General features: G+C 47.8%; 19 protein-coding genes and 2 tRNA genes. 9 read left to right on the plus strand and 12 right to left on the minus strand.

Annotation, left to right across the window (positions count from 1 at the left end):
• The first annotated feature begins 111 nt into the window (after positions 1 to 111).
• Positions 112 to 963 (plus strand): hydroxymethylglutaryl-CoA lyase, encoded by an 852-nt coding sequence (locus ACW9SV_RS11535; protein WP_479556917.1) that lies wholly within the window; start codon positions 112 to 114, stop codon positions 961 to 963.
• Positions 964 to 968: 5 nt separating this feature from the next.
• Positions 969 to 1706 carry a (Fe-S)-binding protein gene (locus ACW9SV_RS11540; RefSeq protein WP_479556918.1) on the plus strand — a complete coding sequence of 246 codons (738 nt, stop codon included), beginning with the start codon at positions 969 to 971 and terminating at the stop codon, positions 1704 to 1706.
• 89 nt (positions 1707 to 1795) lie between these two features.
• Here the strand turns inward: ACW9SV_RS11540 and ACW9SV_RS11545 are convergent, their stop codons facing one another.
• The 4 genes from ACW9SV_RS11545 to ACW9SV_RS11560 form a co-directional block, all read right to left on the minus strand.
• On the minus strand, positions 1796 to 2755 hold the full coding sequence (locus ACW9SV_RS11545) for an alpha/beta hydrolase (protein WP_479556919.1): 960 nt from the start codon (positions 2753 to 2755) through the stop codon (positions 1796 to 1798).
• A 33-nt stretch (positions 2756 to 2788) separates the two neighbouring features.
• Positions 2789 to 3667, minus strand: coding sequence for a 4-hydroxy-tetrahydrodipicolinate synthase (dapA, locus tag ACW9SV_RS11550; protein WP_479556920.1), 879 nt, complete (start codon positions 3665 to 3667; stop codon positions 2789 to 2791).
• Between the two features lie 165 nt (positions 3668 to 3832).
• A complete protein-coding gene (locus ACW9SV_RS11555; RefSeq protein ID WP_479556921.1) occupies positions 3833 to 4561 on the minus strand; it encodes a LytR/AlgR family response regulator transcription factor in 729 nt (242 codons plus the stop codon).
• 17 nt (positions 4562 to 4578) lie between these two features.
• Positions 4579 to 5628 (minus strand): sensor histidine kinase, encoded by a 1050-nt coding sequence (locus ACW9SV_RS11560; RefSeq protein WP_479556922.1) that lies wholly within the window; start codon positions 5626 to 5628, stop codon positions 4579 to 4581.
• A 207-nt stretch (positions 5629 to 5835) separates the two neighbouring features.
• On the opposite strand from ACW9SV_RS11560, the gene ACW9SV_RS11565 reads away from it, so the two are divergent.
• Genes ACW9SV_RS11565 through ACW9SV_RS11575 form a run of 3 tightly spaced genes read left to right on the plus strand, consistent with a single transcriptional unit; the run spans position 5836 to position 7800 of the window.
• Positions 5836 to 6786: an ABC transporter ATP-binding protein gene (locus ACW9SV_RS11565; protein WP_479556923.1), complete on the plus strand. Its 951-nt coding sequence runs from the start codon at positions 5836 to 5838 to the stop codon at positions 6784 to 6786.
• Positions 6787 to 6790: 4 nt separating this feature from the next.
• A complete protein-coding gene (locus tag ACW9SV_RS11570) occupies positions 6791 to 7567 on the plus strand; it encodes an ABC transporter permease (RefSeq protein WP_479556924.1) in 777 nt (258 codons plus the stop codon).
• A gap of 44 nt (positions 7568 to 7611) precedes the next feature.
• Positions 7612 to 7800: a hypothetical protein gene (locus tag ACW9SV_RS11575; RefSeq protein WP_479556925.1), complete on the plus strand. Its 189-nt coding sequence runs from the start codon at positions 7612 to 7614 to the stop codon at positions 7798 to 7800.
• A 10-nt stretch (positions 7801 to 7810) separates the two neighbouring features.
• Here ACW9SV_RS11575 and ACW9SV_RS11580 read toward each other — a convergent pair whose 3' ends face one another.
• The 3 genes from ACW9SV_RS11580 to ACW9SV_RS11590 form a co-directional block, all read right to left on the minus strand.
• A complete protein-coding gene (locus ACW9SV_RS11580; protein WP_479556926.1) occupies positions 7811 to 8467 on the minus strand; it encodes an RNA-binding domain-containing protein in 657 nt (218 codons plus the stop codon).
• A gap of 10 nt (positions 8468 to 8477) precedes the next feature.
• Entirely contained in the window at positions 8478 to 9326 is an 849-nt protein-coding gene (locus tag ACW9SV_RS11585) for an SDR family oxidoreductase (protein ID WP_479556927.1), read from the minus strand.
• Positions 9327 to 9469: 143 nt separating this feature from the next.
• Positions 9470 to 9856, minus strand: a complete 387-nt coding sequence (locus tag ACW9SV_RS11590; RefSeq protein ID WP_479556928.1) for a DUF3127 domain-containing protein — start codon at positions 9854 to 9856, stop codon at positions 9470 to 9472.
• Between the two features lie 187 nt (positions 9857 to 10043).
• Here ACW9SV_RS11590 and ACW9SV_RS11595 point away from each other — a divergent pair, with 187 nt between their 5' ends.
• Positions 10044 to 10985 carry an isoaspartyl peptidase/L-asparaginase family protein gene (locus ACW9SV_RS11595; protein WP_479556929.1) on the plus strand — a complete coding sequence of 314 codons (942 nt, stop codon included), beginning with the start codon at positions 10044 to 10046 and terminating at the stop codon, positions 10983 to 10985.
• 9 nt (positions 10986 to 10994) lie between these two features.
• On the opposite strand, the gene ACW9SV_RS11600 is transcribed toward ACW9SV_RS11595, so the two are convergent.
• Positions 10995 to 11885, minus strand: a complete 891-nt coding sequence (locus tag ACW9SV_RS11600) for a cyanophycinase (protein ID WP_479556930.1) — start codon at positions 11883 to 11885, stop codon at positions 10995 to 10997.
• Positions 11886 to 12067: 182 nt separating this feature from the next.
• Here ACW9SV_RS11600 and ACW9SV_RS11605 point away from each other — a divergent pair, with 182 nt between their 5' ends.
• Positions 12068 to 12562 carry a YciE/YciF ferroxidase family protein gene (locus ACW9SV_RS11605; protein ID WP_479556931.1) on the plus strand — a complete coding sequence of 165 codons (495 nt, stop codon included), beginning with the start codon at positions 12068 to 12070 and terminating at the stop codon, positions 12560 to 12562.
• A 75-nt stretch (positions 12563 to 12637) separates the two neighbouring features.
• On the opposite strand, the gene ACW9SV_RS11610 is transcribed toward ACW9SV_RS11605, so the two are convergent.
• Positions 12638 to 14437 carry a M1 family metallopeptidase gene (locus tag ACW9SV_RS11610; protein ID WP_479556932.1) on the minus strand — a complete coding sequence of 600 codons (1800 nt, stop codon included), beginning with the start codon at positions 14435 to 14437 and terminating at the stop codon, positions 12638 to 12640.
• 266 nt (positions 14438 to 14703) lie between these two features.
• On the opposite strand from ACW9SV_RS11610, the gene ACW9SV_RS11615 reads away from it, so the two are divergent.
• Both ACW9SV_RS11615 and ACW9SV_RS11620 read left to right on the plus strand, forming a co-directional pair.
• Positions 14704 to 16377, plus strand: a complete 1674-nt coding sequence (locus ACW9SV_RS11615; protein ID WP_479556933.1) for a L,D-transpeptidase family protein — start codon at positions 14704 to 14706, stop codon at positions 16375 to 16377.
• A gap of 633 nt (positions 16378 to 17010) precedes the next feature.
• On the plus strand, positions 17011 to 17451 hold the full coding sequence (locus tag ACW9SV_RS11620) for a hypothetical protein (protein ID WP_479556934.1): 441 nt from the start codon (positions 17011 to 17013) through the stop codon (positions 17449 to 17451).
• 194 nt (positions 17452 to 17645) lie between these two features.
• On the opposite strand, the gene ACW9SV_RS11625 is transcribed toward ACW9SV_RS11620, so the two are convergent.
• The 3 genes from ACW9SV_RS11625 to ACW9SV_RS11635 all read right to left on the minus strand — a co-directional run bounded on the left by ACW9SV_RS11625 (position 17646) and on the right by ACW9SV_RS11635 (position 19292).
• The gene (locus ACW9SV_RS11625) at positions 17646 to 18188 is read right to left on the minus strand and encodes a heme NO-binding domain-containing protein (RefSeq protein ID WP_479556935.1); all 543 of its coding nucleotides are present in this window, start codon (positions 18186 to 18188) and stop codon (positions 17646 to 17648) included.
• Between the two features lie 163 nt (positions 18189 to 18351).
• A tRNA-Asp gene (locus ACW9SV_RS11630) sits at positions 18352 to 18425 on the minus strand.
• A gap of 793 nt (positions 18426 to 19218) precedes the next feature.
• A tRNA-Asp gene (locus ACW9SV_RS11635) sits at positions 19219 to 19292 on the minus strand.
• Between the last annotated feature and the right edge of the window lie 108 nt (positions 19293 to 19400).

Below are 19400 nucleotides of genomic sequence, written 5' to 3' on the forward strand. Positions count from 1 at the left end.
AGGCAAGCTAACCATTGTTGGCAAACCGGGCTTCAGCCTAGGGCTAAAAGCAAATATAAACCAAAACAAAGGAACCCTGCCGACCAGGAAACCTGTGCAAATAAGAACTCTATGAAAATAATTGAATGCCCCCGCGATGCCATGCAAGGTTTGCCGGAATTTGTGCCTACGCAATTAAAGGTAAGCTATCTGCAGTCTTTGCTGGAGGTGGGGTTTGACTCTTTGGACTTTGGGTCGTTTGTATCGCCAAAAGCCATCCCCCAGATGCGGGACACCGCAGAGGTGCTGGCGCAATTAGATACTTCTGTTTCCACTACCAAGTTACTGGCGATTGTGGCCAATGTACGGGGTGTTCAACAAGCGGTGGAGCAGGCCGCCATCCGGTACATTGGTTTTCCGCTTTCTTTATCAGAAGAGTTTCAGAAACGCAATACAAACAAAAGCATCTCAGAGGCCTTGGACGAAGTGGCCCAAATGCAGGATCTATGTCTGAAGCATAACAAAGAACTGGTACTTTACCTATCCATGGGGTTTGGCAATCCGTACGGAGAACCTTGGGAGCCAGCCTTGGCAGGGGAGATGACCCAAAAGTTAGATGCGCTCGGTATCAAGATCATTTCTTTGTCAGACACTATAGGGGTATCTAACCCCGCCGCAATTCAGTCGCTTTTCTCCACCTTGATTCCGGCTTTTCCGCACATTGAGTTTGGGGCGCATCTGCATACCAGCCCTACTACCTGGCGCGAGAAAGTGGAAGCCGCTTACGAGAGTGGGTGCCGCCGGATGGACGGGGCTTTGCTGGGTTACGGTGGTTGCCCTATGGCCAAAGACGATCTGGTGGGCAACATGCCCACCGAGAAAATGCTCTCTTATTTACAGGAGAAAGGCGTACCTTTGGGCTTGAACCAGGAGGCGCTTTTCAGGTCATTGGCCACCGCTTCCCACGTTTTCCATTCGCTTTAAACCAGATGCCACAACCGGTAGTAGATATTTTTATTCCCTGTTTCATTGACCAGCTGTTTCCGCAGACGGCTTGGAACATGGTGAAGTTATTGGAGTCGCTGGATTGCAAGGTCCGCTATAACACAAACCAAACCTGCTGCGGGCAGCCCGCCTACAATGCCGGTTTTCAGAAGGAGTGCGGCCAGGTAGCCAACAAATTCCTGGAAGATTTCTCCGCCGAAGACAGCGACTATATTGTGGCACCCTCCGCTTCCTGCGTGGGCATGATCCGGAACGCCTACTCCAGCCTCTTTGTGACCTCTTCCAACTTTGTGCGCTACCGGGCCATGGAACGGAAGGTTTTGGAATTAACCGAGTTCTTAACCGATGTGCTTCAGGTAAAACAGATTCCGGGCGCCCGCTTAGATGCCAAGGTTACCTACCATGATTCTTGCAGCGCCCTGCGCGAGTGCGGCATCAAAGAAGGACCACGTCGCTTGCTAAGCATGGTGCAAGGCCTGGAACTTACCGAGATGCGCGAAACCGAGACCTGCTGCGGGTTTGGCGGTACGTTCGCCGCTAAGTTTGAATCTATCTCCGTGGCCATGGCCGAGCAGAAGGTGGAGAATGCCCTCAGCACGGGTGCCGAATACATCGTCTCCACGGATACCAGTTGCCTCATGCACTTAGAAGCTTACAGCAAAAAGCAGAACAAACCCATCAAGGTCCTGCACATTACCGATGTGCTGACCAGCGGTTGGTAACCTTAGGCCATTAACAGAAAAGCCGAAGCCCGTTTAAAGGTTGTTCCACTAAAAACAACTTTCAAACGGGCTTCGGCTTTTTGATAAGGCTACTTAATGGACCGTACAAATGTCACTAGAGCAGGAATAAGCGGAGGAGCCAGCGGGAGAGTAGGGTTAGAGTACGTGCTGAGGTTAGCATTTCTATCTGAGGAAGTTTCCTTCAGCACATGGTTCATGTCCTTGATTTCCACTATTTGGCTTTTTGGCGCCGCAGCGGCCAACAGCTGGACTTCGTTTAAGCCTACTTGCAAATCCTGGGTTCCCTGAACAAGTAAAACGGGCACGTTCAATTTTCTGAGCTCTGCCTGCGGATCATACTTAAACCAGGAGATGAGGTATGGCTGCACGCTGGGTCTAAACAAGGAGGCCAGCATGGGATTTACCTCCATTACCGCTTTCCCCTGCGCCAGCTGATCCAGGATTGGAAAAGCCGCATCGGTGACAACCTTGGGCTGCATCTCCAATTGTTGCCGAATGACTTTGTCAGCGGACTGACCCGCACCCGCAATCGAAATAAACCCATCGGCCTGGGCTTGGCGGGCAGCGATCATCCCAATCAGAGAACCTTCGCTGTGACCCAGCACCACTACTTTACTGAACCGTGGATCCTGCTTTAACTTCTGCACCCACGCGGCGGCGTCCTGCACGTAATGGTCAAACCGGAGATCAAACTCTGATACGGCCGTGTCCTTGCTTTCTGCGATGCCTCGCTTATCAAAGCGGAGAGTAGCGATGCCATGGGTAAACAGGTCTTCGGCCACCATTTTCAGGCTGTTGTTTTTCATGGCCGGGTTGTTCCCATCCCGGTCAGTGGGGCCGGAGCCAGAAATGATGAGCACCACGGGCATTTTGCCCGAAGAAGCAGGGGCGAGCAAAGTCCCTCTTAGGCTACCTTTTCCGGTAGTTAACTCGGTGGCTTCGCCCAAGGAGGCCGTTTTGGTTTGCGCCAGTACATTAGCGCAAACCAACAAGCAGAGTATCCATAGAAGAAGCCAGGGTTTTCTCATTTGTTTTCCGGAAAAAGGCTAAAAAAGATAAAGTTACGCCAGAAGCGGGGCGGCCGCTTCTTTCACGCGCGCTACCAGGCCCGCAGAGGCAGGAGCTAACGGCAACCGAACAAAAGGCGCGCTTATGCCCGCAAGTTCCAAGGCCAATTTAACCCCAACCGGATTGGCTTCTTCGTACATCAAAGGGTTGATCTTCCCGAAGGAGCGTTGCAGGGCACTGGCTTCTTGGAAGTTTCCTTCCAACGCCAGACGGGTCATGCGACTGAAGCGCTCCGGAAAGGCATTGGCCAAAACAGAGATGATGCCGTCTCCACCCACTGCAATCACGGGAACAGTATGCATGTCATCGCCGCTGATCACCAGAAAACCCTCTTGTTTCTCTTCAATAATGGCCATGTATTGCTCCATGTTGCCGCTGGCATCTTTGGTGCCGATGATGTTGGGATGCTGAGCCAACCGTAAAGTAGTGGCGGCCGTCATGTTAATGCCGGTTCTGCCCGGTACGTTGTACAGGATCACCGGAACCGGAGAAGCATCGGCGATGGCGGTGTAATGTAGGTAGACACCTTCCTGCGAGGGCTTGTTATAGTAAGGGCAAACCGAAAGAATGGCGTCAATGCCAGTGAAATCAATTTTTTTAAATTGTTCCAGCACGTAGTTAGTGTCATTGCTACCCAACCCGTACACCAAGGGTTTGCGTCCTGCAATGCGTTCTTTCGCGAAGGCCAGTAATTGGGCTTTTTCCTCTGGAGAGGTGGTCACAGATTCAGCGGTTGTGCCATTCACCACTAGGTAATCCACGCCATTATCTAAATTAAAATCTATTAATCGGCCAAAGGCTTCTATGTCTACGGAAAGATCGGCTTTGAAAGGAGTTACCAAGGCCACACCTGTTCCTCTTAATGCTTGCATGTCAGATAAATTGATGTTGTAAAGATTCGTCAAAGATACTGATTTGGCTTAACAGTTTAAGGAGGTGACGAACGTTTGTTATTAGAGCCAATAATGGCCTCTTTCTGGTATGATTTCAGGAAAGTAGGTTTAAATCCGGAGGCAATTAGTACGTGTGCAAGCTAGTTAAAGGTTCTTGCTTTCCACCCAGCGCATGAAGTTCTCTTTGTAGCTGTCGCCTATGGGAATCTCCTGCTCCTTTATTTTGATGCGGCTTTTCTCAATGCTGTCAATGTGTGCCAGAGAGACAATGTATGAGCGGTGCACCCGCGCGAACTCCTGCTCCGGCAGTTTCTCCATAATTTTGTTCATGGACAAAAGCGTGATGATCTTGCGGGTTATTGTATGCAAGATCACGTAATCTTTGAGGCCTTCAATGAAGAGAATGTCCTTCAGGTTTACCCGTAACGTTTTGTAGTCAGCTTTCACGAAGATAAAATCTTCATTGTCTGCCTGGTGGGGCGTGGGAACGGTAACCTGAACCGGCGCCAATTGCAACTGGGCGCGTTCATAAACCTTGTTCACCGCTTTAAAGAAACGGTCAAAGGGGATGGGCTTAAGCAGGTAATCTACAGCATCTAAGGTGAAACCATCCAAGGCATACTGAGGGTAGGCCGTGGTGAAGATGATGGCTGGTTTGTTGGAAAGCGACTGCACAAACTGCACCCCGGTAATCTCGGGCATCTCAATGTCCAGAAATAAAAGATCCACAGGCTGGCGCTGCAAGATAGACATGGCTTCTAAGGGACTGGAGCAGGTCTGGACCAAGGTTAGAAAAGGAATCTTGCTGATATAGGAGCGCATGATGTCCAGCGCAAGGGGTTCATCGTCAATGGCGAGGCAGGTCAGTTGCATGGGGTGAAAGTAGGTATTTAGGTAAGCTTATTCAAGGTAAGCGAGGCAATAAACTCTTGGTCCTGCTGGTGGGTGGTGAAGGCATAAGCATCGGGGTAGAGGAGCTCCAACCGGCGTTTTAGGTTTTGAAGCCCAATGCCTCCGAAGCTTTCATTTTCCCTGGTATTTGGCTTCAGCCTGTTTTTGGTGGTGAACGTAAGGCTGTCGTTCTCTGCTGATAAGTGCACTTCCATGGGGGCGGAGGTGAGGCCATGTTTAAACATGTTTTCTACCAGCGGCATCAGCAGCATGGGCGGAATAGAGCTGCCGTTTATAGGGCCTTTTATCTCAAAGGTTAGCAAAGCTGGGTTGGTGAGCCGGAGCCGGTGCAGGTCCAGTAAATGCTCCAGATGATCCAACTCCCGGGCAAGCGGGACCACCGGAGTATTGGTTTCATAGAGTTGGTACCGGAGCAGAAGCGAGAGCTTCATGATGGCATCGGCGGTAGAGGGAGCGTTCTGATACGCCAGTGAATAGATGTTGTTTAGGGTATTGAATAGGAAGTGCGGGTTTACCTGGGCTTTCAGGAGTTCCAGCTCGGTGGTGGTATGCTGCAGTTCCAGTTCTTTGCGCCGCCGTTCGTTTTTCAGGTAGTCTCCGGTTACTTTAAGCGAAGAACTGAGAAAAATGTTCATCAAGCCCATAATCAACAGCGGCACCATGGTGTTCTTGTAGTTCAGGCTGGTGGGGTGTTTGGCAATCTGCTGAGCCGTTCTGGGGTCTCTGGTCGCTATTTTTTTGGTCTGGAAAATCTCAATGGGCGCACGAACCGTGGTAAATGCTGCTAAGGTAACCAACACGGCCAAGGCATACCCCAGCACTTTGCCTTTGGCTAAAAGGCGGGGCAGCAGCACAAACCAGTTGAAGTAGAAAATAGCCAGGTGAAAAGCGAAGGTCTGCGCCACATCCAAAGCTACCCAGGTCCAAGGAATCCGTTTCTGATCTACCCGGAAATGAATCCAGAGGGAGAACCCAAGGAGAACAAGCCATAACAATATGTGCAGCAGCAGAGGCAGGTGTTTTTTCATTTCTTTTCCAGAACTAGCCCAAAACTAAACATTCAGAAGAGCTTCTGTCACAGAAATAGCAGGATTTAGACCAAGCCGCCAATTGTATCGACGAACAGGTTAAGGTGAAGAAAACCCGGGTTGGTCCAAGTTATTAAGGGATTGGTATAGTTTAGTTGCGGCGGAAGAAGGGGAACTGTTCTTTTGGTTTATCCTATCCGCCAGACCATGAAAGAACCTGTTATCTCCACCCAGAAACTAACCTACCGGTACGGGCCCTTGGAAATCCTTAAGGATATGAACCTGGACATTCCCCAAGGCAGCATCTATGGTTTCTTAGGGCCGAACGGAGCGGGCAAAACAACCACCATTCGGTTGTTGTTGGGGCTGCTCAAACCTTCCTCGGGCAAGGTTCAGTTATTTGGGCAAGAATTGCTAGCCCACCGGGTGCCGCTTCTGCAAAAGGTAGGCGCCTTGATAGAAACGCCCAGCCTCTACCGGCACCTTTCCGGCCGAGAAAACTTGGAGGTGGGCAGGAGATTGCTGGGGGCAGAGAAAAAGCAAATTGAGCATGTTTTAGAGATAGTAAGGCTAAAGCGTGATGCCCACCGGCCTGTGAAGCAATATTCATTGGGCATGTGCCAACGGCTAGGTATAGCCTTGGCGCTGCTTTCAGATCCCGAGCTGTTGATCCTGGATGAACCCACCAACGGACTGGATCCAAGCGGCATCCGGGAAATGCGAGAGCTGCTGAAAGAGTTGAACCAGGAGCACGGCAAAACGATCTTTCTTTCCAGCCACCTTCTAAGCGAGATTGAGAAAACCGTGTCACACGTGGCCATTCTCCACCAGGGGCAATTGGCTTTTCAAGGAAGCGTGCAGGAGTTACAGGAGGCTACGTTGCAAGCTAAAACCATGGAGGTAGAGGTGGATAACCCCTTACTGGCAAAAGAGATATTGCTTCTGAACGGACATGCGGTAGAAACCCTAACCCACGGCAGATTGCGTGTGGCCGTGCAGGAAAAAGAGGAAGCCGCCACGCTCAATCAACTGCTGGTGCAGGAAGGGGTTTTGGTCTACGGCCTGTCCTTTACCACTCAAAACCTGGAGGAAGTTTTTCTTTCTTTAACCGAAGCTTCCTCAGCCAGAACCATTCCTGTTCCTCAACTCCAAGCCTGACATTATGAGTACCGCTATTGTTTACCTAAGCCGGGGCGTATCTGCCGAAGCATTAAAACTAAAACATACCTGGGCCTTGTGGCTTTCGTTGTTGGCCCCGCTCTCCATTGTGAGCATGACGTTCCTGGTGTTCTTCTTCAAAGGACATCTGCTCATGAAGCCGGGTTCTGATCCTTGGTATCCTTGGGCGGGGAACAACTTTTCTGCTACAAGCCAGTTGCTGGTTCCTTTGTTTCTGGCCTTGATCACCGCTATGGTAAATGGAACCGAGCATCAATCAGGGGGCTGGAAGCAGTTGTATGCCTTGCCGGTGCCCCGGTGGTCGGTGTTTCTGACTAAGTTTCTGCTAGTGTTGGGGTTAATGGTGCTGAGCTATCTTACCTTCTGGGCCAGCCTGCTGGGAGCAGGATACTTACTGGGTTTTCTCCGGCCAGATTTGGGTTTCCAGCACTACCACCATGTGCAAAGCATCACCCTGGGGGCTTTCCGTATCCTGGTGGGGTCCTTGTTTATTTTCAGCCTGCAGTTTTGGCTCAGTTACCGATTCAAAAGCATTGCCCTCAGTATCGGGTTGGGGATTCTGTTCACCCTGGCGTTTCTGATCGGTTCCCGGTGGGAACACATCGGGTATTATCCTTACAGTTGGCCTTCTTTCGCGGCCGCGGCTTTTCAGGCCAAAGAACCAACGGTTTTTATCCCCCAGATGTGGTACAGCTTGGCAGGTAGCCTGGTGGTGTTGGTCCTTGCGTTATGGCATTCCTGCCGGAAGCCGGTTCAATAAAGTTTGATGTTGTTTATCCTTAAGCAGTTCTAAAACAAAGAAGTATGAAGATTCTGTTTACCCTTGGAGTAGGAGTGATGCTAGGATGGGCCTCAACCATCTGGGACAAGGAAGGGCAACTGGCCTTAGAGCAGCACCAGGAGCAGGTGAATACCCAGCTTATCTACCAAACCGCGGCAGGAGAACTGGATGAAAAAGACTCGGCTGCTTCCTTTCTGTTCAGTTGGCCCTGAAATATACTGGCTAGCTTAAGGTGTAAAAAGGCTCCTTTTCTTTGTCGTGCATCCTAATCTGGCCCTGCAGTACCATATACACCAAAAGCCTGCGGGCTCTTTGCTTAGAGAGGTTGGCCATGTGCATGAAATCCTTGATGGTGAGTTTACGGTATTTCCGAAGCAGCTCCAGAATGCGTTCCTGCTGGTGGTCTACCTTCTCCTCAATAGTCTCGGTGGCAGGCTCCAGCGTGAGCGACTTCTCCACCAGTTTACTTGTTTGCACGCTCTCGTCCTTTACCCGGATGTAACTGCGCCAATCATCGTCTTTCACCTTGGCCAAATGCGGCTTGGAGGCGCTTTCCGGAATGATCACTTTCAGCACCGTGCCTTCGTCCATTTCCACTTCTTTGTAAATGACCTCTACCGGCGGATCACAAAAGGTATTGATGGCGATGTCTAGCGAGTACTTTTCCTCCTCGGGGTCTGCGCCGCAAATGGTACCATCATCCTGAACGCCTACCAGAATCTGTCCGCCACGGGTATTGGCAAACGACACCAAGGTGCGGGCAATGCGGGCAGGGTGAGTGATGGTTTTCTTGAATTCCAGCGTCTCGCTTTCCCCCTGTAGAATGAGCAGGTAAAGTTCCTGTTTACGGTTGGGGGCGTTGTTTAAGGGGTATTTCACAAAAAACAGCTTAAAAACCGGTTTGTTCCGCGCTTATATCCCATAAACGACGGGCTACATGGGCATTATTGGAGTCGGCGGCAGATTTTACCTGTTTGGTGTTCTTGAAATACTTACCGCTGACATGTTTAACGTACGGAGAGGTGGCCAGGTACACCGAAGTCTCGGCTCCTTTTGCCGCTGATTTCATGAAAAAGCGGCTTAAACGTAAAATCTGCCTGATAAAAAAATTGCTGTTGCTCCCGAAGTTAGTGGCTACCACCCCTGGGTGCAGGCAGTTCACCGTTACGGCCGTAAATTCTGTTCGGCGGGCCAGTTCATAGGTGAAATGGATGTTGGCTAGCTTAGAATCGGCGTAAGCAGTAATGGCACTGTATTTTTGGGGCTTGCCGGCATGCTCAAAGTCAATCTGCCCCAGGCGGTGAGCCTCTGAGGTGACGTTGATAATGCGGCCTTGTTCTGCCGCCAGTAAAGAGTCCATGAGCAGATTGGTCAGCAGAAAGGGGGCCAAATGGTTAGTAGCCCAGGCCAACTCCCAACCATCCACCGTGGTTTCCTGCAGCCCGGGAATCAGGCCGGCATTATTGATAAAGACATCAATGACAGGGTACTGGGCTTTCAGTTCTTCGCCTAGCCGTCTCACTTCTGCCAAAGACGACAAATCTGCAAGGTGCAGTTCCAGGTTAGCCTCCGGGACTTTTTTCCGGATGTCTTCCATTGCTTGGTGACCTTTCTGCTCGTTTCGGCACACCATGACTACTTTTGCTCCTTCCTTTGCCAGTGTTTCTGCGGTGGCTTTGCCCAGGCCCGAGCTGGCGCCAGTCACCACCATTATCTTCGCTTCTTTATCTGTTGTCATGTCCTCTGCTGCTCCGGTTAGCCCGGATAAGGTGGACTACGGAAATTTTATACTTTTCGCTGTGTTCTGGAAAAGATTGCCCGGAACACAAAAAAATGCGGCCTTTTTGGGGCCGCATTCTATTTTAGAAGGAAAGATCAAGCTTAGAAAGGAAGATCGTTGTCCATGTCATCGCTGATGAACGAAGAGCTGGATTTAACCGGCTGCTGCTGGGCATAAGGGTTTCCTGACGCTTGTGGCTGGGCCGCGTTTCCGGCGTGCTCAACTCTCCAGGCCTGCAGGTTAGTGAAGTACATGGTAGTGCCATTCTTGGTGAATGGTTTCCCGCTCAGGTTGAAAGCAACCTTTACTTCATCGCCTGTTTTATAGTTGTCAAGAATACCGCACTTGTCTTGGGTAAGCTGAAACTTGGCATATTGCGTATAAGAGCCGTCTGGGATCTCCAAAACGAATTCGCGTTTACGGAATTTTTCGCTCACTTGGGTTTCGTCAAAGATTTCGTGCAATCTTCCCTGTACATCAAAAGACATAGGTGATAATTTTAATAGATTAGTAAAGTAAACTCTACAAATATACAAAGAATAGAGGGTTAAGATTCCACTGGCCAGACTTAAATTTATCAACCATCCGGACCTTGTCCGAAGGTGTAAAAAGGCATTTAAAGGCCCCTCACCCAAGTGTCTCTGGAAGAACCCTGTAGAAGCGATAAAACAATATATGGAGAACAAGCATCGATTTGCCCTTGCCCTGCACGGAGGCGCCGGAACCATCACCCGGGCTTCTTTGACCTCTGAGATGGACCATGAATACCGCTTAGCCCTGCACCAGGCCCTGGAAACTGGCTACAGAATTCTGCAGCAGGGCGGAACGGCTCTGGCCGCCGTAGAAGCTACCGTGGTATCTTTGGAAGACTGCCCTTTGTTTAATGCCGGTAGGGGCTCGGTTTTCAATAAAAGGGGCCGGCATGAGATGGATGCGGCCATCATGTGTGGCAAAACGCTTGGGGCTGGGGCAGTGACGGGCGTGAGAAACGTGAAGAATCCCATCCTTCTGGCCAGTGAAGTACTGCACCACTCAGACCACGTGTTCCTTTGCCAGCAGGGCGCCGAGGAATTTGCCAGAAACCACGGAATTGCCTTTGAATCTGATGAGTACTTCTTCACCCAACAGCGGTACGAGCAGTGGCAAGCCCTCCGTGACTCTGACGTCTACATGCTGGACCATTCCCAAACGAAAAACAAGAAATTTGGCACCGTAGGAGCCGTGGCGGTAGATCTGCACGGGAATTTAGCGGCGGCTACTTCTACCGGAGGCATGACAAACAAAAACTTCAACCGTATTGGTGATACTCCCATCATAGGGGCGGGTACCTACGCCAACAATACCACCTGCGCGGTTTCCTGCACTGGGCACGGCGAGTACTTCATGCGCAACGTGGTGGCCTATGATATTTCCTGCCTTATGGAGTACAAAGGATTGACCTTGGCCCAGGCCTCAGATCTGGTGGTGAACCGTAAATTAAAAAAACAAGGCGGTGAGGGTGGCTTGGTAGCGGTGGACCATCACGGTGAGATTGCCATGCCTTTCAACTCAGAAGGAATGTACCGCGGTAGCTGGGCTCAGGATCAGGAACCCTTGGTAGCCATCTACCAGGATTAGAAAAGCAATCTATTCTAGTACCTGGATGAGCTGTTTCTGCCCCACGCAAAATTTACGCTCCCGTATATCATAGTAATTCCCAAAGGCCAGCACGTGCATCCTGAAGTTCTCTATAGAAAGCGGGGTGCCGGGCGCAGCATACGAGGTGTTGTTGTGCTTAATGTGGTGGCCGTCTACCACAATCACCAGGTTAGACCCGATGGTCTCAATAAAATTACCCTGGGTGATCATAACCCCGGTGTCTTCCCCCAAGCCAATGCCAATCATATAGGGATGCGTGGCTACGGCTTCCATCAGCCGGCCAAAACGCCCCCTTTTTACAAAATGAGAGTCAAAGATGACATTTTTCTGGAAGGCTAGTCCGCGGTCTAACTTCACGGAGCCTTTCAGGAGAGAGCGGGAGCTGCTTCCGCCAGTGATCATGATGTCAGACATGGCCATGGCTCCGGCGCTGGTGCCCGCAATCACGAAACCCGCCTCATAATAGTACCGGTCCAGCAGGATCTGGTGAAAAGCCGTGCCCGAAAATATCTGAAACAACCTGGACTGATCTCCTCCCGTGAACATGACCCCGCTTGCCTTTTTGAGCCGATCCAGGTTTTCTGGTTTCATAGCATCAGCTTCTTCCCGTATGTCCAGGATGTTGACCTCTTTACAGCCCAACGCTTCAAAAGCGTGCAGGTAAAGCGCGCCCAACTCCTCCGGAATCATGGAGGCGGTGGTGATGACTTCAATTCTGGCGTTTTTGCCCCCCATAGCGTCTATGATCCGTCTTAGGATGCCTAATTCAAAGAAGCTCAGATGGAATTGTTTTTTCTTAGCACGCGGATAGGTGCCTTTGTCTTCGTTTCCGCCTACGGCGATGAGGATGCCTTTGGGGACCAGTTCAAGTTTGGTCATGTATGCTGTGAATTTTACTTAGAATCCTTTTTAAACTGTGCTTATACGGGGTAAACGTTGCTGACGTACCAATTTAAGTAAGATTGTGAATTTAGGGCATTTCTTCTGCCATCCGGTAAACTACCTATACATACCCTCGTATAAAAATTACACTTAAGATTTTCCAACTTAAAAGTATAGCTATGAAATTAACATCATTGAATGACCTGTTCATCCACCAGATGAAGGATCTCTATAACGCAGAGCAGCAGTTGTTGAAAGCCATGCCCGAAATGATGGAGATGGTTGCAAGCCCTGAGTTGGCTACGGCTATTGAAACACACATGGGAGAGACCCAACGGCAGATACAACGGCTGGAAGAGTGTTTCCGGATTCTGGGTATCAATGGCAACGGTGAGAAATGTATGGCTATGGAAGGAATCATCAAAGAAGCCAGAGAGTTCATGCAGCACGATGCCGACCCTGAAGTTATGGATGCAGGTATTATTGCCTGTGCACAACGGGTAGAACATTATGAGATTGCCGGATATGGCACAGCTTGTACCTACGCCAAATTCCTGGGCCATAATGAAGTGTTAAACCACTTGAAGGAAATTTTGAACGAGGAGAAAATGACCGACGAAAAGCTTACCATGATTGCTGAAACCGCGGTAAATAGAAGAGCCGAGAATCATTAGTCATATCTTACCTTAAAGCAGAAGAGCCCGGCAGCTACCTTACTGCCGGGCTCTTCTGCTTATATGAAATAAAATTTAATGGAGAAGAGCATCCAGGGAGTTGGTAGATACAGCATGGTAATTAGGCCGGGCCTTTTGGTAGATGCTACGGGCCAAGGTGGCTCCCTCATCGGTTTTCAGCAAGGTTTTGTACAAAGGCATCAAAAACTTCCTTCTTCCTACCCTCACCAGGAACTCCTCAAGCGCCGGGTAAGCAGCTTTGTATTGGTGTTGGATGGCGTGTCTGAGCCACACCGCTTGTATTTCAGCATTTCCAGAAGAAGTAAACCCAAAAGCAGAATCCAGTTCCTCCATTTGCGCATGGCTCAGATCAATGGGAAGGTTACTTAAAAAATAGAGCCACTCATGGGTGCTCCAACCTTGTGTTAGGAGCGAAGTTGCCGAAGCGCCTGATTCCAATCTTTGCCGTTCCTGGGCTACTTTCTCAAACAGGGTTGCTTTTACAGGTGCAATCCCCGCCGGAATGCCCGGCGAATGAATCCAGGCGGTGGCGTTAACTTTCTGCTTGAGGTCCTCATCTCCGCTTATCAGTTGTTTTTCTAAAAACACCTCGAAGCCAGCCGTGTCCATAGACCTGAATTGGAAAGTGCTGAAGTACTCGTTCACAAAGGAGTCAAACCGGTCTCTACCTACCAATTGTTCTAAGTGGCGGAGAAAAAGGTTGCCTTTCTCGTAGGAGATTTCGGTTAAGCCTTCGTCTGGGTCACGGTTCTCCAGGTTCAAGTGAAGGCAAGTATCCTGGGGGGCGCTGCTTAGTTCGTCCAAGGTGTGCAGCAAATCCTGGTAGCCCAAGGCGTGAAGCATTTCTGCGTAATCAGAACCGTACAGCGCTTCCATGATTCTTCTTTCAAAGTACACCGTAAACCCCTCGTTCAGCCAAAAGTCATTCCAGGTAGCGTTGGTGACCAGGTTGCCAGACCAGGAATGCGCCAACTCATGGGCTACTAAACTAGTAAGCGAGCGGTCGCCAGCAATGATGGTTGGGGTGGCAAAGGTAAGTTTAGGGTTTTCCATTCCGCCAAACGGAAAACTCGGTGGCAGTACTAATAAGTCATACCGGCCCCATCTGTAAGGACCATACAACTTCTCGGCGGCTAACAGCATTTGCTCAGTATCTCCAAACTCATAAGCAGCCGCATCTAACGAAGACGGCTCCGCATAAACGCCACACCGTTCCCCTAAAGAAGCAAATACCAGATCGCCAACGGCCAAAGAAAGCAGGTACGAAGGGATGGGTTGTTCCATCCGGAAAAAGTACGTTCCGCTCTCATTTTTCTCCTGCGGGTTCTCGGCGCTCATGAGGGGTAGCAGGTGAGCAGGCACCTGCACCCGCGCTGTATAGGTGAACCGTACGCTAGGACTGTCCTGGCAAGGGAGCCAGGTGCGCGCCAAAATGGCTTGTGACTGCGTGAACAAGAAAGGGTGGGTTTTGCCAGCCGTTTGAGAAGGCTCCAGCCACTGAAGGGCGGCGGAAGAAGGTGTGCTTTCAAAGTGTATCCTTATCTTCTGCGTTTCTGGTTTAAGTTGAATATGTAGGCCCTGCCCCAGGAACGGTTTTTCCTCTGATAAATGGAAGGCAGCTTCTTGTTCCTCCTCGTCTAACCAAACCTTAGTTATTTGGAGGTGGTGAACATCTAGTATGACTTCAGGTGCTTGTTGGTGGTGCAGGTGGTAAATTCCCGTACCCGTTATTTTCTTCTGTTCAAAGTCTACCCTCAAATCCCAATCGACCTGGTGAATGCACGCTTCCTGGGGCTTAGAGAAACTATGAGGATCATGAGGAAAACTGATGGTAGAATGATTGCTGTTATTCATTTTGTGCAAGTTGAAAGTAAACGCCGGATGGAGGCGCATTTAGCAGGAGTTTTAATAGTGTTTTGTGTAAAATTGGCCTAAAAAGAAGTTTTAGGTTGAATCATCCTTTTGAATTGGCACCATATTGGCAGGATTTAGACTTTCTATACTAGATCAGGTTTAATGGTTGATTGTGGCTTAAATGCAATTCTATCCTGAAGCCTTCACTTAACTTTTTTGTTTGTTTATAGTATAAGTACCACATCTAAATGACAGGAACAACCTTTATGAAACCAAATCAACCAATATATTCCTTTTTAATGCTTTTCATGATGACCTTGGTGCTGCTGACTGCCTGCGCCAAGTCAGGTGATAAGCAGCAAAAGAAAGTGGCTTTAGCCGCTGCCAAGGAATTTCCTCAGCAGACCGACAGTGTATACGTGGTTAATTTTACCAGGAGCGATCCTGATTTCAAAAAACACCTGGACCTCATGAAACTGTTTTACCGGGAGCGCCAGTACCGGTTTGCCTGGTTTAAAGACGGAGAGTTGGTGCCGCAGGCCTTTAAGTTTGTGGAGGTACTGAACAACGCCCACGAAGAAGGTCTTAACCCGCAAGATTACTCTAAAAGAGACTTGAAGCAGATGTTCCAAACCCTGGAGCAAGCCAAAAGTGACTCTGCCCGCTATAAGCTGCAGCAAGAATTAGATGTTACGTTAACGGCTTCTTACTTTAAGTACGCCAGCGACTTTTACCGCGGAACGGTCGACCCACGCAGCATAGATAATATTGAGTGGGAGGTGAAGAAAAACAAAATCAAGCTTCATAAAGCGCTGCAGACCATTTTGAAGGAGCGGGAAAGCCGTTACCCTTATTATGAGTTTGAAGCCCTGCATCCAGATTATATCCGTCTACGTGAAGCCTTGAAGCAATACCGTCAAGCCAAGCAGCAAGGTGGATGGCCTAAAATTGAATTGGCTTCTAAAATGATTAAACCCGGCGACTCTGCCCAAGCGGTCTTGACCTTGCGTCACAGAATTTTAGGCAAGCCAGCCGAGAACCTGCCGCAAAACAGAATCTATGATAATGCCTTAGCGGCTGCCGTCAAGAACTTCCAAGTGCGCCATGGGCTTAAACCAGATGGGGTTGTAGGAGGCGAAACTTTACGGGTCATGAACATTCCTATTGAGGAGAGAATTGACCAGATCATCATCAATATGGAGAGATGGCGCTGGGTTCCTAAACGATTCGAGGACAAATACGTGTTCATCAACATTCCTGAGTACATGCTGCATGTGGTGGAAAAAGGGAAAGAAGTCTTGAACATGAAGGTGGTAGTAGGGAAGGAGATGCACGCCACCCCGGTATTCAGTGATAAACTAGAGTACATTGTTTTCTACCCTTACTGGAACGTTACCCCGCAGATTTTAGAGGAAGAGATTGCCCCGGCCCAGGCCAACAATCCTAACTACCTTGCCCGTAATGATATGGAATTGGTGAAGGATATAGGAAACAATAAAGTGGAAGTCATCTCGCCTTCTTCCGTTGACTGGTATTCTGTAGATAAGAACTTTAAATACCGGGTGCGGCAACGGCCAGGGAAAAAGAATCCCTTGGGTTTTGTGAAATTCATCTTCCCGAATGAGCATAACGTGTACCTGCACGATACCCCCGCCGACCACTTATTCAACCAAACGGAACGTGGGTTCAGCCACGGGTGCATCCGGATTGAGAAACCTTTTGAAATGGCTCAATACCTGTTGAAAGATCAGAAACAATGGACACCTTCCGCCATCAATGCTGCCATGCATGGAGGAGAAGAAAAGTACGTGAACCTTTCAGCTAAAGTACCAGTGTACATTGTGTATTTTACTGCCTGGGTAGATGATGCCGGCGCGGTACATTTTAGAGATGATATCTACAACCATGACCGTGATTTGGAAATGGCCTATTTTAGATAATATCTGGATAGACTGCCTGTAGAAAGGACTGATCTTTAAAGCCGAGGCCTTGCTCATGATTTGAGCAAGGCCTCGGCTTTTCTATTTAGTGGAACTTGCTGAAAGAAAATGGTGGGGATAAAATACAATTATTCTGAATAGCCATTTTTATACAATTTCACTTGAAAAGGTATACCTACATTTTCATATAGATGAACAACTATGTAATGGGGTGAATAATAAGCCTGGGTTTTGACACATGGATTTTACTATGGAAATAGTAAAACAAAGCTTTAGGAAAAGCCACTGCCATTTTGACCTATCGCTACTTAGAAACTTAAGTTCTGTTTAAGTGAGATGCTGAAAATTATAAAACAATCTAAATGTAGAATTAGAGCAAGCTAACAAAAATAAACACAGTTTACATTTGTTTAACAAATGTAAACTGTGTTTATTTTTGTTAGCTTTGTGGCTCGTTCAAATTCATCCAGATCAGGAAACCTCTTTTTAAAAGCTTAATAATTAGAAGAGAATCTGTTTTCTTTTGAAGTGGTGATTCTAAATGTGAGGAGTAGTTATCTATTGCATATCCACATCCATGAATTATTAAACCTCCCGTATACAAGGAGAAATTTACATTAAGGATCTTAAATCGTGTCTGATCTATTAACCAGAATACAAGAAGTAATCAAATGGAGCGCTTTGGGGCCTGCGGCGTTTGCAGACGAAATTGGCGTAGCCAGACCGGTGATGAGCCATATTTTATCAGCTAGAAACAAGGCGAGTTTGGAAGTGGTCCAGAAAATTATGGGCCGATATTCTGAGCTTTCTCCAACCTGGCTACTTTCTGGAAATGGAGAAATGCTAATCTCATTAGACGGAACTTCTGATTCTAAAAACCAGGACCAAGAGAAAAAATCCTCAGAAACCCAAAATGATACTTTGCTGGCTATAATGAAAAAAGAGGGAAAAGTTCAAAAAAGTGAAAGGCGCTTAGAAGAAAGCACCAGAGGTAGAAAACCGGAAGGCAGAACTTTGGTGAAGGTGGTCTTACTCTTTTCGGATGGGAGCTTTGAGAGTTACGATCCTTCCTGATAGTATTAATCTAAGCTAGGTTGTATTCGGGATATGAATGAAAGTTTTGCTAGAGTATAGGGGCCTGCCAAGAAACATCACCTTGAGGTTTGACAACTTCAATGGTTGGTGGAAGGGTATTAATTGGAAAACAAATTAAACGGGTACTCTTTATTGGAGTACCCGTTTGGCAATTCTAAGCTGTTGTTTTTATTCTAAGATAAAATGGCAACATCATATTGGTAAACACCTGTCTCCGATGTTTCGGAAAGGGTAAGGTGAAGTTTGTTTAACTCTCCAAAATGATGGGCGATTCCTTTTATTACTCCCACACCTAACTGGGGAATGTTCCTCTTAGACCTGTAAGTGATTTGTATGCTTTTAGGGTTTCTTCTGGTAATCTCTAAAATAGGAGGAGTGACGTTGGGGTTATTGCTTCGCACTGCGTGATGCATGGTATTCTCAGTATGCTCCAAAAGGTCTAATGTCGTCCACTTAGGGTCTATATAAGCTTTATACACCTTTAATAAATTTGGAACCAGTGAGTACCCAAATTTCTCCAGGAACACCCCTAACTCCATATCCAAAAGGTTGACCGCTTCTCCTACTAATGAGAATACTATTGAGTCTGGGTAGGTTTGATGAGCATCTATAGACAATCCCTCTGCATTAGCCTTTTTGGAAACAGAATTCCAGGTAGTAAACCCGTATTCTTTAATGATAAACTTTTCAAATTCCAGAAGTATAAAACCATGCATAGGAGTATAGAATAAAAATAGTGCTTATAGGTTTTTTAAGGTGTAAAGGGCAACAGAGGTTTATGCGAAATGTAGAAAAGAGCCCTTTGGGTATATTTTCTTACAAACTGGCATAAAACGAAAAAGTCCCTCCACCGGTAAGTGAAGGGACTCTTACAAACTGCGGTCCGGACGGGACTCGAACCCGCGACCTCCGCCGTGACAGGGCGGCATTCTAACCAACTGAACTACCGGACCAACATCTTCCGGAGACCTGCTGTCCCCGTTTGATGGTGCAAATATGTAGAGTTAAATTTTATGAAGCAAACTAATTCTAGGTAATTCAAAAAAATATTGGGGCTTCCAAAACTATTACCTTTTACAGAAGAGGTGTAGAATTATAGTATATAATTAAGACACAGTTATTTGCATTATAAAATGAACATATTCTTCTAGCACTTCTACCCTAAGACTTTTTTGAAAAAAAAGAGATTTCTGACTAAGTGAAGTTTAGTCCATCATCCAAATTTCCTTTTAATATCTGCTTTTGTATACTCAAGGTTTATGAACTAGAAAAGGTTAAGCTGGTAAAGCCTGTTAAGTTGTGCCTTAGATTTGGCATTCTGAAAAAACCTTAATTACATTAACATTCAAATTAGGGATGGAAGAGGAGGGATGACGGAACCAAGCTTCCTCTAAATTCAAAGAGCCAAACGTTGACAGAATTGGTGTTACTCCGTTTCAAAACCCTTTAACTGCTCCTTTTTTTTATTATTGACCGGTTGGTATGACTTATTGCCGAACTTTGGCAGAGTGGGGGGATGGCTGCAAACAAAATGATTTTCAGAGAGGATCGGAATACTAAGGTTTACAGCTTCTAAATATTATAATAGGAGTAAAGCAGTTTTCAGGACATTCTTTAAAAGGAGCCTAAAAACAAAATCTTAATTATCTAAATAATAAGGTGAGAATCTTCTAGCGGGCTACCAGGAAGGAAGGCATAAAACGAAAGAGTCCCTCCACCGGTAAGTGAAGGGACTCTTACAAACTGCGGTCCGGACGGGACTCGAACCCGCGACCTCCGCCGTGACAGGGCGGCATTCTAACCAACTGAACTACCGGACCAACTTCTTCCGGAGACCTGCTGTCCCCGTTTGATGATGCAAATATGGGGGGCAGATCTTTACCACACAACAGGAAAACGTAAAAAAGACTAAAAGAAAGGGCGTTTAA

Source organism: Rufibacter sp. JT20002, assembly GCF_056491185.1.

Coding starts and splice junctions, on each gene's coding strand:
- ACW9SV_RS11600 (WP_479556930.1), bottom strand. CDS start 11,885: ATGACCAAACTTGAACTGGTCCCCAAAGGCATCCTCATCGCCGTAGGC.
- ACW9SV_RS11565 (WP_479556923.1), top strand. CDS start 5,836: ATGAAAGAACCTGTTATCTCCACCCAGAAACTAACCTACCGGTACGGG.
- ACW9SV_RS11595 (WP_479556929.1), top strand. CDS start 10,044: ATGGAGAACAAGCATCGATTTGCCCTTGCCCTGCACGGAGGCGCCGGA.
- ACW9SV_RS11585 (WP_479556927.1), bottom strand. CDS start 9,326: ATGACAACAGATAAAGAAGCGAAGATAATGGTGGTGACTGGCGCCAGC.
- ACW9SV_RS11610 (WP_479556932.1), bottom strand. CDS start 14,437: ATGAATAACAGCAATCATTCTACCATCAGTTTTCCTCATGATCCTCAT.
- ACW9SV_RS11615 (WP_479556933.1), top strand. CDS start 14,704: ATGAAACCAAATCAACCAATATATTCCTTTTTAATGCTTTTCATGATG.
- ACW9SV_RS11570 (WP_479556924.1), top strand. CDS start 6,791: ATGAGTACCGCTATTGTTTACCTAAGCCGGGGCGTATCTGCCGAAGCA.
- ACW9SV_RS11575 (WP_479556925.1), top strand. CDS start 7,612: ATGAAGATTCTGTTTACCCTTGGAGTAGGAGTGATGCTAGGATGGGCC.
- dapA (WP_479556920.1), bottom strand. CDS start 3,667: ATGCAAGCATTAAGAGGAACAGGTGTGGCCTTGGTAACTCCTTTCAAA.
- ACW9SV_RS11560 (WP_479556922.1), bottom strand. CDS start 5,628: ATGAAAAAACACCTGCCTCTGCTGCTGCACATATTGTTATGGCTTGTT.
- ACW9SV_RS11535 (WP_479556917.1), top strand. CDS start 112: ATGAAAATAATTGAATGCCCCCGCGATGCCATGCAAGGTTTGCCGGAA.
- ACW9SV_RS11540 (WP_479556918.1), top strand. CDS start 969: ATGCCACAACCGGTAGTAGATATTTTTATTCCCTGTTTCATTGACCAG.
- ACW9SV_RS11625 (WP_479556935.1), bottom strand. CDS start 18,188: ATGCATGGTTTTATACTTCTGGAATTTGAAAAGTTTATCATTAAAGAA.
- ACW9SV_RS11605 (WP_479556931.1), top strand. CDS start 12,068: ATGAAATTAACATCATTGAATGACCTGTTCATCCACCAGATGAAGGAT.
- ACW9SV_RS11555 (WP_479556921.1), bottom strand. CDS start 4,561: ATGCAACTGACCTGCCTCGCCATTGACGATGAACCCCTTGCGCTGGAC.
- ACW9SV_RS11590 (WP_479556928.1), bottom strand. CDS start 9,856: ATGTCTTTTGATGTACAGGGAAGATTGCACGAAATCTTTGACGAAACC.
- ACW9SV_RS11545 (WP_479556919.1), bottom strand. CDS start 2,755: ATGAGAAAACCCTGGCTTCTTCTATGGATACTCTGCTTGTTGGTTTGC.